Annotated in this window: 11 protein-coding genes; 1 reads left to right on the plus strand and 10 read right to left on the minus strand. The window is 62.8% G+C overall.

All coding sequences use genetic code 11. The features are described 5' to 3' along the window. Nucleotides 1-55 precede the first annotated feature (55 nt). The 7 genes from cbbX to OHD58_RS21940 all read right to left on the minus strand — a co-directional run bounded on the left by cbbX (nt 56) and on the right by OHD58_RS21940 (nt 8,289). Complete coding sequence (gene cbbX, locus OHD58_RS21910) at nt 56-997, minus strand: CbbX protein (RefSeq protein WP_263805596.1); 942 nt, start codon at nt 995-997, stop codon at nt 56-58. 69 nt (nt 998-1,066) lie between these two features. Beyond that, nucleotides 1,067-1,501 (minus strand): ribulose bisphosphate carboxylase small subunit, encoded by a 435-nt coding sequence (locus tag OHD58_RS21915; protein ID WP_008836341.1) that lies wholly within the window; start codon nt 1,499-1,501, stop codon nt 1,067-1,069. Nucleotides 1,502-1,515: 14 nt separating this feature from the next. After that, nucleotides 1,516-3,000 (minus strand): ribulose-bisphosphate carboxylase large subunit, encoded by a 1,485-nt coding sequence (locus OHD58_RS21920; RefSeq protein ID WP_263805617.1) that lies wholly within the window; start codon nt 2,998-3,000, stop codon nt 1,516-1,518. 30 nt (nt 3,001-3,030) lie between these two features. Then, nucleotides 3,031-4,110: a class II fructose-bisphosphate aldolase gene (gene fba, locus OHD58_RS21925; protein WP_263805598.1), complete on the minus strand. Its 1,080-nt coding sequence runs from the start codon at nt 4,108-4,110 to the stop codon at nt 3,031-3,033. A gap of 12 nt (nt 4,111-4,122) precedes the next feature. Continuing rightward, complete coding sequence (tkt, locus tag OHD58_RS21930; RefSeq protein WP_263805599.1) at nt 4,123-6,129, minus strand: transketolase; 2,007 nt, start codon at nt 6,127-6,129, stop codon at nt 4,123-4,125. A 208-nt stretch (nt 6,130-6,337) separates the two neighbouring features. Continuing rightward, on the minus strand, nt 6,338-7,210 hold the full coding sequence (locus OHD58_RS21935) for a phosphoribulokinase (RefSeq protein WP_263805600.1): 873 nt from the start codon (nt 7,208-7,210) through the stop codon (nt 6,338-6,340). Between the two features lie 32 nt (nt 7,211-7,242). Then, nucleotides 7,243-8,289: a class 1 fructose-bisphosphatase gene (locus tag OHD58_RS21940; RefSeq protein ID WP_263805601.1), complete on the minus strand. Its 1,047-nt coding sequence runs from the start codon at nt 8,287-8,289 to the stop codon at nt 7,243-7,245. Between the two features lie 125 nt (nt 8,290-8,414). Here OHD58_RS21940 and OHD58_RS21945 point away from each other — a divergent pair, with 125 nt between their 5' ends. Continuing rightward, nucleotides 8,415-9,383 (plus strand): LysR family transcriptional regulator, encoded by a 969-nt coding sequence (locus OHD58_RS21945; RefSeq protein WP_263805602.1) that lies wholly within the window; start codon nt 8,415-8,417, stop codon nt 9,381-9,383. A gap of 41 nt (nt 9,384-9,424) precedes the next feature. Here OHD58_RS21945 and OHD58_RS21950 read toward each other — a convergent pair whose 3' ends face one another. Genes OHD58_RS21950 through OHD58_RS21960 form a run of 3 tightly spaced genes read right to left on the minus strand, consistent with a single transcriptional unit; the run spans nt 9,425 to nt 11,768 of the window. Continuing rightward, entirely contained in the window at nt 9,425-10,078 is a 654-nt protein-coding gene (locus OHD58_RS21950; protein WP_263805603.1) for a hypothetical protein, read from the minus strand. Then, a complete protein-coding gene (locus OHD58_RS21955) occupies nt 10,078-10,938 on the minus strand; it encodes an ABC transporter permease (protein ID WP_263805618.1) in 861 nt (286 codons plus the stop codon). Before OHD58_RS21955 ends, OHD58_RS21950 begins: the two co-directional genes overlap by 1 nt. Nucleotides 10,939-10,952: 14 nt before the next feature. After that, complete coding sequence (locus OHD58_RS21960) at nt 10,953-11,768, minus strand: ABC transporter ATP-binding protein (RefSeq protein ID WP_412177269.1); 816 nt, start codon at nt 11,766-11,768, stop codon at nt 10,953-10,955. Nucleotides 11,769-11,938 lie beyond the last annotated feature (170 nt).

Consider the following 11,938-nt stretch of genomic DNA (forward strand, 5'->3'; position numbering starts at 1 on the left):
CTCACCTTATTTGCACGGCGTTCGCCAGTCACATTGCCTTACCGATTGCGACGTCTCAAGTGACCGCGCCGTCAACCGGATCGCCGTCGAGCTTCCCTTCCACGAAAACCCGACTGCCGCGAATATCCGGCTCCTCTATGGTGATCAGGTCGAGTTTGGTCAACTTTTCGCCCCGCGCGGCGAACAGGCGATTGGCCTGCCGGAGGCGTGCCCGGTCGAGCGCGTTGCGGATCGAGCGGGCATTGGAGAAGTGCGGCAGCTTCATTCTGAGAGGGATATATTCCTCCAGTGCTGCCGCCGCACCTTCGCTCAGCCGGTAATTCTGGCCGGCCAGCATTATGTCGGCGATCGATTTGAGTTCAGGAGGACTGTAGTCGGGGAAATCAAGATGGTGAGCAATGCGCGAACGCATGCCCGGATTGCTCTCGAAGAAGCGGTCCATCTTGTTCTTGTAGCCGGCAAGGATGACGACGAGATCGTCGCGGTTGTTTTCCATGCACTGCAACAGGATCTCGATCGATTCCTGGCCGTAGTCCCGCTCGTTTTCGGGCTTGTAGAGATAATAGGCCTCGTCGATGAACAAAACGCCTCCCATCGCGCGCTTGATCACTTCACGCGTCTTGGGCGCGGTGTGGCCGACATATTGCCCGACAAGATCGTCGCGGGTGACCGAAACCAGGTGTCCTTCGCGCACATAGCCCAGCCGGTGCAGGATCTCCGCCATCCGCAGCGCCACCGTGGTCTTGCCGGTGCCGGGATTGCCGGTGAAATTCATGTGCAAGGTTGGCGTTTCGGCGGAAATGCCGAACTTGCGGCGCAAGCGGTCGACGAGCAGAAGTGCTGCGATTTCGCGGATGCGTGTCTTGACGGGTTTCAGCCCGACAAGCTCGCGGTCCAGCTTGTCGAACACGTCATCGATGCTCGCTGCCTCGAACTCCTCCTGCAGATCGACCGTTTCACCGTCGCCGACGGCCGCCTTATCCAGGCTGTTCAGCATGGCGCCCTCCTGTTTGCTGGGAACCGTCCGGCAACGCTGCTCCAATTGGAGCAGCGTTGCAAACGGCTGCTACGATCGCTCGCCTTCCGGCCGATCGGTCGCGTAGGGAACGATGGTGTAACCCTGACTGCGGCCGTCGCGCTCCTGACGCAGCAGGCGGAAGCCCGGTTCGTTCGGCGGCCGGTTGACGATGAACGACATGCGCGGCGCTTCCCAGCCCTTGCTGGAATCGAATGCGGTGACGCGGATGTACATATTGGGCAACGCCTTACGGCAGGCATTGACCTCCATCAGGATTCCGGCGGGATCCTTCAGATCGAACATCGGATTGCCGTACATCTCCCAATAGGTATTACGGGGATGCGGATCGTCGGAATATTCGACGCTCACGGCCCAGTTGTTCTTCAGCGCGTATTTGATCTGCGCAGAGATCTGCGTATCGGTCAGGTCGGGCAGAAACGAGAATTGCCCCTGGGTGACCTTGTTTCCGGGATTGGTCATCATGGCTGTGGTCCTTCTTAGAAGCTCGGGGTGGCGGTCGGCACGAAATCGGCGGTGTCCGTCGATTCGTAGTTGAAGGTCACGTCCTTCCAGGTCGTCAGCGCAGCCTTCAGCGGCGAGCACCATTTTGCCGCGTCTTCGAGGATCTGCGGCCCTTCGCGCAGATAGTCGCGGCCCTCGTTGCGAGCGAGAATCATCGCTTCCAGCGCGACGCGATTGGCCGTCGCGCCGGCCTGGATGCCGTCCGGATGGCCGATGGTGCCGCCACCGAACTGCAGCACCACGTCTTCGCCGAGGTAGTGGATGAGCTGATGCATCTGCCCGGCATGGATGCCGCCGGAGGCCACCGGCATCACCTTGTTGAGGGAAGCCCATTCCTGGTCGAAGAACAGCCCGGTCTCGAGATTCTTCGCCGTGCGTTCCTCACGCAGGGTGTCGTAGAAGCCCTTGATCATCAGCGGGTCGCCCTCGAGCTTGCCGACGACGGTGCCGGCATGGATATGGTCGACGCCGGCCATGCGCATCCACTTGCAGATGACGCGGAAATTCATGCCGTGGTTCTTCTGGCGCGAATAGGTCGAGTTTCCGGCGCGGTGCAGGTGCAGGATCATGTCGTTCCTGCGTGCCCACTTCGCCATCGACTGGATCGCCGTGTAGCCGATGACGAGGTCGATCATGATGATCGCCGAGCCGAGCTGCTTGGCGAATTCGGCGCGCTCGTACATCTCCTCCATGGTGCCGGCGGTGACGTTGAGATAGTGGCCCTTGACCTCGCCGGTCGCGGCCGACGCCTTGTTCACCGCCTCCATGCAGTAGAGGAAGCGGTCGCGCCAATGCATGAAGGGCTGCGAGTTGATGTTCTCGTCGTCCTTGACGAAATCGAGCCCGCCCTTGAGCGCCTCATAGACGACGCGGCCATAGTTGCGGCCGGAGAGGCCGAGCTTGGGCTTGGTCGTGGCGCCGAGCAGCGGCCGGCCGAACTTGTCCAGCCGCTCGCGCTCGACCACGATGCCGGTCGCCGGGCCCTGGAAGGTTTTGAGATAAGCGACGGGGATGCGCATGTCTTCCAGACGCAAGGCCTTGACCGCCTTGAAGCCGAAGACGTTGCCGATGATCGATGCCGTGAGGTTGGCGATCGAGCCGGGCTCGAACAGGTCGAGGTCGTAGGCGATGTAGGCGAAATATTGCTGCTCGGTCTTCGTGCCGGGCCCGGTGTTCGGCACCGGTTCGGAACGATAGGCCTTTGCCCGGTAGAGTTCACAGGCGGTCAGCCGGTCGGTCCACACCACGGTCCAGGTCGCCGTTGAGCTTTCGCCTGCGATCGCAGCGGCCGCCTCCTCATGGTCGACACCAGGCTGCGGCGTGATGCGGAACATCGCTATCAGGTCCGTGTCCTTCGGCCGGTAGTCCGGCTCCCAGTAACCCATCTGCTTGTAAGGGATGACACCGGAGCGATAGCGCTCCTTGCCTTCCTTGAGGGTTCCGGTCGTATGTGTGTCCATCTTGTTCATGACAAATCTCCTGCTGGTTGTTCAGGCGGCCCTTGCGGTTGCAATCTGCGGGTCGAGTTTTCCCGCGGCATAACGTTTGGCCATCTCGTCCATCGCGATGACCTTGATCTTCGAGGCGTTGCCGGCGGTACCGAAGCGTTCCAGCCTGTCGCGGCAGAGGTCGCGCATGGCGTCCATCGCCGGTTTCAGGAATTTGCGCGGGTCGAACTCATTCGGATGTTCGGTGGCGATGCGGCGGAACTGGCCGGTCATCGCCATGCGGCAGTCGGTGTCGATGTTGACCTTGCGCACGCCGTGGCGGATGCCGCGCTCGATCTCCTCCACCGGCACGCCGTAGGTCTGGGGCATCTCGCCGCCGAACTTGTTGATGACGTCCTGCAACTCCTGCGGCACCGAGGAGGAGCCGTGCATGACCAGATGCGTGTTCGGCAGCTTGCGGTTGATCTCCTCGATCACCCGCATGGCAAGAATGTCGCCATCGGGCTTGCGGGTAAATTTGTAGGCGCCGTGCGAGGTGCCGCAGGCGATCGCCAATGCGTCGACCCTGGTGCGGGCGACGAAGTCGACAGCCTGGTCGGGGTCGGTCAAAAGCTGGTCGTGCGACAGCACGCCCTCGGCGCCGTGGCCGTCCTCGGCCTCGCCATGGCCGCTTTCGAGCGAGCCGAGCACCCCGAGTTCGCCTTCCACCGACGCACCGACCCAGTGGGCCATGCACGCCACGCGTTCGGTGATCTCGACGTTGTAGTCGTAGCTCGCCGGCGTCTTGGCGTCTGCTTCGAGCGAGCCGTCCATCATCACCGAGGTGAAGCCGTGGCGGATCGCGGTCAGGCAGGTCGCTTCGTTGTTGCCGTGGTCCTGGTGCATGCAGACCGGGATCTGCGGGTATATCTCGGCCAGCGCGTCGATCATTTTCGCCAGCATGATGTCGTTGGCGTAGGAGCGGGCGCCGCGCGAGGCCTGGATGATCACCGGCGCGTCGCAGGCCTTGGCCGCCTCCATGATGGCGAGGCCCTGTTCCATGTTGTTGATGTTGAACGCCGGCACGCCGTAGCCATGCTCGGCGGCGTGGTCGAGCAGTTGGCGAAGTGTGATGCGGGCCATGGCCTTGTCCTCTCAGATGATCAGCCGGCGGGCCGCATCGGCGACCGCTTCGGGCGTGATGTTGAAATGGCGGTAAAGGTCGGGGGCAGGGGCGCTGGCGCCGAAGCCGGTCATGCCGATGAAGGCGCCGTTGTCGCCGATCCAACGGTCCCAGCCCAGGCGCGCCGCGGCTTCGACCGCGACGCGCGGTGCCGAGCCGAGGACGGCCTTGCGGTAATCGGCGTCCTGTTCCTCGAACAGTTCCCAGCACGGCATCGAGACGACGGCTGCGGCGATGGCGTGGTCGGCCTCCAGTCTTTCCGCCGCGGCGACCGCGATCTCGACCTCGGAGCCGGTGGCCAACAGCGTTACCGCGCGATGTCCGGTCGGCTCGCGCAGCACATAGCCGCCGCGCGACGAAAGGTTTTCGTCCACATGTGCCTGCCGCAGCATCGGCAGGTTCTGGCGTGACAGCACCAGCACGCTCGGCCGGCCCTCGGTCTTCAGCGCTAGTTCCCAGCATTCCGCCGTCTCGATGATGTCGGCGGGACGGAACAGATTGAGGTTGGGCGTTGCCCTGAGCATCGCCAGGTGCTCGACCGGCTGATGGGTCGGGCCGTCTTCGCCGAGGCCGATGGAATCGTGGGTCATCACGTAGATGACGCGCTGGCCCATCAGCGCCGACAGCCGCATGGCGCCGCGCGCATAGTCGGCGAAGCAGAGGAAGGTGCCGCCGTAGGGCACGAAGCCGCCATGCAGCGCGATGCCGTTCATCGCCGCCGCCATCCCGTGCTCGCGGATGCCATAGTGGACATAGCTGCCGGCAAAATCGGAAGGCGCGACGCGGTTCATGCCCTTGGTGATGGTCAGGTTCGAGTGCGTCAGGTCGGCGGAGCCGCCGACGGTGAGGTCGGTGGCGCCGTTGATGACGCCGAGCGCCATTTCGGATGCCTTGCGGGTGGCGACCTTGGTGGCCTTCTCCACATGCTCCTTGCGGAAGTCGGCCAGCGCCTCGAACACCGCTTCCGGCAACTTGCCGGCGATCGCTCGCACAAAAGCCTGGCGTTGCGGCGAGTCGGCCAACCGCTGCTCCCATGCGTGACGTGCAACGCTTCCGCGGTCCGCCACTTCGCGCCAGGCCGCGAGGATTTCATCCGGCACCTCGAACGGTGCGTGCGGCCAGCCGATGTTGTCGCGGGTCGCCGCGATCTCGGCGTCGCCGAGCGGCGCCCCATGCGTCTTCTCCGAGCCGCCGAGGTTGGGCGCGCCCTTGCCGATCACCGTCCTGCAGGCGATCAGCGAGGGACGGTCGGATTGATGCGCGGCCTCGATGGCGTTGGTGACTTGCTCCATGTCATGGCCGTCCACCGACTGCACATGCCATCCCGCCGCCTTGAAACGGGCAGGCTGGTCCATCGAGGTCGACAGCGAGGTCGGGCCATCGATGGATATCGAATTGTCGTCCCAGAAGACGATCAGCTTGCTGAGGCCCAGGTGTCCGGCAAGGTCGATCGCCTCGTGCGAAATGCCTTCCTGAAGGCAACCGTCGCCGGCGATCACGTAAGTGAAATGATCGACGAGATCGGCGCCGTGCCGCGCGGCCAGCATGCTTTCGGCCAGCGCCATGCCGACGGCGGTCGAGATGCCCTGGCCGAGCGGCCCTGTGGTCGTTTCGATGCCGAGCGCGTGGCCATATTCCGGGTGCCCGGCCGTGCGGCTGCCGAGCTGGCGGAAACGCTGCAATTCCTCGATCGGCATGTCGGCGTAGCCGAGCAGGTAATGCAACGCATACTGCAGCATCGAGCCGTGACCGGCCGACAGGACGAAGCGGTCGCGGTCCGGCCAGTCGGGCGTCGACGGGTCGAGGTCGATGAAGCGGTTGAAAAGCACGGTGGCGACGTCGGCCATGCCCATCGGCATGCCGGGATGGCCGGAATTCGCCTTCTGCACCGAATCCATGGCGAGCGCGCGGATGGCGTTGGCCATGTCGCGTTCGGAAACGGCGGTTTCGGGCGCGGATTTGATGGCGACCTGGCTCATGAGAAATTCCTCCACTTGGGCGCGCGATGAGCGGATGCATTCCGGATTCGTATCGGCACCACCTTCTCACTCGGCGGGGGGAGGAGGTTCGCTAGCCTCTCCGCCAGCACCTCAAGGGCGCGCTGAACGCGAACCGATATTGTTGAGGGTCTCCTCGAAGCGGAGGCCAGGCGAGGGGGCGTTTGACGGTTGACCATAGTCATCTCCTTCAAGACACGCGGCGCTTACGTTCGACCAGATTGAGGATCAGCGGGGTCAGGATCAGCTGCATGGCGAGATCCAGCTTGTTGCCCGGCACCACGATGGAATTCGCCCGCGACATGAACGAGTCATGGATCATCGACAGCAGGTAGGGAAAATCGATGCCGCGCGGGTTGGCGAAGCGGATGACCAGCATCGATTCGTCCGGTGTGGGGATCCAGCGAGCGATGAACGGATTCGAAGTGTCGACGATCGGCACGCGCTGGAAGTTGATGTTGGTCAGCGAGAACTGCGGGACGATATAGCGCGTGTAGTCGGGCATGCGGCGCAGGATCACATCCATAACCGCCTCGGTGGAGTAGCCGCGCGTCGTGCGGTCGCGGTGGATCTTCTGGATCCATTCGAGATTGATCACCGGCACGACGCCGATCTTGAGGTCGGCGTGCTTGGCGAGGTCGACCTTGTCGGTCACGGCGCAGCCATGCAGGCCTTCGTAGAACAAAAGGTCGCTCGGCTCGAAATCCCGCCATTCGGTGAAGGCGCCGGGCGGCGTTTTGTAGAGCTTTTCTTCTTCCTCATCGTGGACGTAGGTGCGGGTCTTTCCCGTGCCCTTGCGGCCGTATTGCTCGAAGACCTCCTGCAGGGTCTCGAGTTCGTTCGCCGCCACGTTGAAATGGGTGAAGTTCGGATTGCCGTTCTTCTCTTCCTCGGCAACCTTCTTCCGCATGGCGGCGCGATCGTAGCGATGGAAGGCGTCGCCCTCGATGAAGGCGGCCTCGATGTTTTCGCGGCGGAAGATCAGCTCGAAGATGCGTTTCACCGAAGTGGTTCCCGCCCCCGATGAGCCGGTGATCGAAATGATGGGGTGCTTGGCTGACATGGCGGGCTCGATCTCAGATCAGAATGAGGGCTTCAGGCGCGAAACAGGCCGCGATTGGAAAATAGCGGCGCCCGCTCGCCGATGCTCGACGGGTCGGTGTGGTAACGGGTGATGCGGTGGACTTCCCGCGACGAGCCGAACACCACGGGCGTTCGCTGGTGCAGGCCCTCGGGTTCGATGTCGAGGATCCGGGAAACCGTGTCGGTGGCAGCGCCGCCCGCCTGCTCGACGAGATAGGCGATCGGATTAGCCTCGTAGACCAGCCGCAGCCGGCCCTGGTGATAGCCCTTGCGCTGGTCGCCGGGGTAGAGGAACACGCCGCCGCGGATCAGGATGCGGTAGCAGTCGGCGACCAGCGAGGCGATCCAGCGCATGTTGAAATCGCGCTCGCGTGGCCCGTCGGTGCCCTTCAGGCAATCGTCGACATAGAGCCTGACCGCCTCGTCCCAATGGCGGTAATTGGCGGCGTTGATGGCGAATTCATGCGCACGCGCCGGGATGATGCGGCTCTCATAGGCCTGGACGAAGGCGCCGAGCCGGTTGGAGAGCACGAAGACATGGGTGCCGCTGCCCAGCGACAGCACCAACGCCAGTTGCGGGCCGTAGATGAAGAAGCCGGCGCCGAGCTGGTTCGATCCCGCCTGCAAAAAAACGGCGGCCGGATTTGCGCCCGGCGCGCCAGTTGCAGGGAGGAGGGAGAAAATCGTGCCGATCGAAACATTGGTGTCGATGTTGGAGGATCCGTCGAGCGGATCGATAGCGATCGCCAGCGGTGCGTCGCGGTTCAGCAGCACCGGCTGCTCCAGTTCCTCGGAGGCGTAGAAGGCGACCGGCGCATGGCGCATGGCGTCGAGGAAGATATCGTCGGCGTAGACGTCGAGATCCTTCTGCACGTCGCCGTCGCTGTTGGCGCCGCGAGTGCCGGCGAATGCCGCGCCCAGCGCGCCCTGGTTGATCGTGTGGCGGACCTTGACCGCGGCTTCGGCGAGCTGATGGATCGTCGCGGCCACGGCGGAGCGCAGAGTGTCTTCTCCGCCGATATATGAATTCAGGAACGCATCGAGTGTCGCCGCTGCCATCTTGTCCTCCCGAGCCGGGGCGCCTCCTCACGGGCTGACCGGCTCGGGATCATCTGAACAAGCGATCTTGCATAAGTAAATTTTAATAACTTTACGACCGAAGTAAAAAATTCTTATTATGTTGGATGCGTAACGTCACTTTCAAGCAATTCAAGGCCGTGCAGGCGATCATCGATCACGGCAAAATCGTCAACGCTGCCAAAGTGTTAGGCCTTTCTCCTCCAGCTGTGACAATCCAGTTGCGGCAGGTCGAGGAAGAGATCGGCCTGGCGCTCTTCGACCGTACCGCCGACGGCATGCGTCCCACTGCCGCAGGCTTGGCCTTCGTCGACGCAGCGCAAGCGATCGACGAGCGGTTGCGCCTGCTCCAAGACCAGATGGATGCCATCAAGGGTGTGCGCACCGGTAGCCTCAGGCTCGGCGTTGTCTCGACCGCGAAATATTTCGCGCCGAGCCTGATGGCGGCATTCATGAAGGAATATCCCGACATCGACATGCGGCTGATCGTCGGCAACCGCGCCGAAACCATCGCCAACCTGAAGAACCACGATCTCGATATAGCTCTGATGGGGCGGCCGGCTAAGGATGTGCCGGTGCGTGCCACGGCTTTCGGCGACCATCCGCTGGTCATCATCGCGCCGCCCGACCACCCGCTGGCCAGGCTGCGCGATATTTCCAAGGAACGCATCGCCGAGGAAAATTTCCTCATCCGCGAACCCGGCTCCGGCACCCGCATCTCGCTGGAGATTTTCTTGAGCGAATTGCCGGGTCGCCTCGACGACCCCGGTGTCGAGATGGGTTCCAACGAAACCATCAAGCAGGCGGTGATGGCCGGGCTCGGCATCGCGTTCATCTCGGCCCACACCATCGCCTCCGAGGTCGAATCCGGCCGCCTAGTCATCCTCGACGTGGTCGGCATGCCGATCCGCCGCCAATGGTTCGCCGTCATGCGCACCGACCGGGCGATCTCGCCGGCGATGGCGACCTTCCACGATTTCCTGATGCGCAAGGGTGCGATGTATCTGCCGCTGTTCGGAAAGCTCTATCCGGAAAAAGGGGCAGTCGGCAGTCGGCAGTCGGCACTCGGGAAATAGTTTGGACGCGCTTGGCGCACGGCATTTCGACTGCCGACTGCCTACTGCCCCTTTTTCATCACTTCAGCCACCGTCTTGGCCAGCGCATAGAGCCGCTGCTCGATCAGCGTCGGCACTTCGCAGACATAGGTCAGCGACTGCACGCGCTCATCGAATATCCGGGTTTCCCAGTTGAGCTTGTCGGTGCGATCAGTGATCTCGGTGGCGCTCGCATCCGCCTTTGCCCGCAACGCGTCGAGTTCGGAGGCTTCCTTGCGCAGCCGCTTCGCCAGTTCGACCTGATTGTGCGCATAGCGGGCGATGCCGGAGATTACCTGAGAACGCTCGGCGTTCATATGGTCGAACAGTCCCTGGACGAGCTTCGTCAATTGCTCGTCGGGCTTGTCGCCGGTCAAGGTCGCGGCGAAATCGTGGATTTCCTTCTGCGCGTCGGCAATTGGCACACGCCGCGCCGCAAGTTCGGTGACGAGGCCGGAAATATCCGGGTCCTTCTGCCAGTCCTTGGCCGCTTCCGGCAATTCCGGTCCGTTCCAGATCTGGCCGAGCGACAGTTCCGGCACCTTGCGCTGGATACAGGGCCAGTCCGGATCGTGGCTCTGCGCAGCATCGGCGAGCTGGCAAATGAAAGCCGATCCGATAAGGAGCAGCGCAAGTCTGGGGGTCTTCCTGAATGACCTGAGCACTGGATACTTCATCAGGCGTTTCCTCCCGTGTCCTGTTTGCGGGTCATCAATCCGCGCGATGGATCGTAGGCGATGATGGCGCCGCCAAGAAACAGCACCGTGAAGCCGGCGACGACCCCGAGCGACATCCAGTCGATCTGGCCGTAGAAGGCGAAGCGGATCAGTTCGACGACGTAGGTGAACGGATTTGCCAAGCAGATCTTGTGGAGCAGCGGGCTCGATTCCTGGATACGCCACAGCGGATAGAGCGCCGGCGAGGCGAAATACATCGGGAAGATCACGAAGTTCATGACGCCCGCGAAATTCTCCAGCTGCCGGATCATCGACGACAGGAGCAGGCCCAGCGAACACAACATGAGGCCGCCGAGGAACAGCGCCGGCAACACCATCAGGTAGCCGAGCGGCGGCGCCTTGACGCCCCAGAACCAGGCCACCGCGAGGAACACATAGACCTGGGCGATCGAAACGGTGACGCCGGCCAGCAGTTTCGAGACAAGCAGGAACCAACGCGGGAAGGGGCTGATCAGCAGGGTGCGCATGTTGCCCATCTCGCGGTCGTAGACCATCGACAGCGACGATTGCATGCCGGAAAACAAAAGGATCATGCCGCACAGGCCGGGCGTGATGTAGACTTCGTAGAGCACGTAGGTCTTGTAGGGCGGGATGATCGACACGCCGAGCACCTGGCGGAAGCCGGCGGCGAAAATGAACAACCACAGCAGCGGCCGCACCAGCGAGGAGATGAAGCGCTCGCGCTGGTGCAGGAAGCGCAATCCTTCGCGAACAAGGACGCCCTTCAGACAAATCAGATAGTTGGCAAGCCCGAAGGCCGGCGCCTTGAGCGGCAGGGTGCCGCTTCCGTTCGTTTCCATCGGCAGCGGCATCGTCATGGCAACGGCTCCTCGCCGGCTGCCGGCGTCTTGCCGCTCAATTTGGCAAAGGCCTCGCCAATCGTTTTGGCGCCCGTCGCCGCAACCACTTCCGCGACGTACCCTTTGGCGACAAGGTTGCCGTTCGACAGTACGACGACGTGATCGCCATCGCCGACTTCGTCGATCAGGTGCGTCGCCCAGAAGACGCTGATGCCTTCGGTCGCCACCAGCCTCCTGATGTTGGCGAGAATGCCGGCGCGGGACTGGACATCCAGGCCGACGGTCGCCTCGTCGAGCAGAAGCAGGTGCGGCTGGTGCAGCAGCGCGCGGGCGATCTCGACACGCCGCATCTGGCCGCCCGAAAGGCTGCGGGCCTTGTCGTGCAGCTTTCCGCTCATCTCGACGGTTTCCATCACCGCGTCGATGCGCCGTCTGGCTTCCGCACGGCCGATGCCATGCAGGGAGGCATGGTAGGACAGGTTCTGGTAGACGCTGAGATCGAGGTCGAGCGTGCGGGCCTGGAAAACGATGCCGAGACGCCTGAGCGCTTCGCCCGGCGCGCGGCGGATGTCGTGCCCGAAAATGCGGATCGATCCGTGCCGCGTGTCGTAGAGATGGCTGATCAGGGAAAACAGCGTCGTCTTGCCGGCGCCGTTCAGGCCGAGCAATACGGTGAAGCTTGCCGGTGCGATCTGGAACGACACGTCGTTCAGCGCGCGCCTTGCTCCGTAGGAATGGCTCACCGTGGAGACGTCGAGCGCCGCCACGCCATTTGCTCCATCGCCTGTTCTCACATGCTGCACTGTGGCTTGGCTCCCGGATTCGATCATCAATCTAGCGCACCAGGCTCTGTCCTGCAGGTTCTACTTTCAGGCACCTATTTGATTGTGATTGTACCTTTCATGCCTTTGTCGGCGAGGTCTGGGACGGACCATGTGTAGATGCCTGGTCGGATTGTTGTGAACTGCACCTGGATGGTGCCGTCGGCGTCGAATTCGAG

The organism is Mesorhizobium sp. ZC-5 (assembly GCF_025753855.1).
Lineage (GTDB): Bacteria > Pseudomonadota > Alphaproteobacteria > Rhizobiales > Rhizobiaceae > Neomesorhizobium.

Bases quoted from the DNA above. Each gene is read 5' to 3' on its own strand.
- OHD58_RS21940 (WP_263805601.1), bottom strand. From the start codon at position 8,289: ATGGCAGCGGCGACACTCGATGCGTTCCTGAATTCATATATCGGCGGA.
- OHD58_RS21950 (WP_263805603.1), bottom strand. From the start codon at position 10,078: ATGAAGTATCCAGTGCTCAGGTCATTCAGGAAGACCCCCAGACTTGCG.
- tkt (WP_263805599.1), bottom strand. From the start codon at position 6,129: ATGAGCCAGGTCGCCATCAAATCCGCGCCCGAAACCGCCGTTTCCGAA.
- OHD58_RS21945 (WP_263805602.1), top strand. From the start codon at position 8,415: ATGCGTAACGTCACTTTCAAGCAATTCAAGGCCGTGCAGGCGATCATC.
- OHD58_RS21960 (WP_412177269.1), bottom strand. From the start codon at position 11,768: ATGATCGAATCCGGGAGCCAAGCCACAGTGCAGCATGTGAGAACAGGC.
- cbbX (WP_263805596.1), bottom strand. From the start codon at position 997: ATGCTGAACAGCCTGGATAAGGCGGCCGTCGGCGACGGTGAAACGGTC.
- OHD58_RS21955 (WP_263805618.1), bottom strand. From the start codon at position 10,938: ATGGAAACGAACGGAAGCGGCACCCTGCCGCTCAAGGCGCCGGCCTTC.
- OHD58_RS21915 (WP_008836341.1), bottom strand. From the start codon at position 1,501: ATGATGACCAATCCCGGAAACAAGGTCACCCAGGGGCAATTCTCGTTT.
- OHD58_RS21935 (WP_263805600.1), bottom strand. From the start codon at position 7,210: ATGTCAGCCAAGCACCCCATCATTTCGATCACCGGCTCATCGGGGGCG.
- OHD58_RS21920 (WP_263805617.1), bottom strand. From the start codon at position 3,000: ATGGACACACATACGACCGGAACCCTCAAGGAAGGCAAGGAGCGCTAT.
- fba (WP_263805598.1), bottom strand. From the start codon at position 4,110: ATGGCCCGCATCACACTTCGCCAACTGCTCGACCACGCCGCCGAGCAT.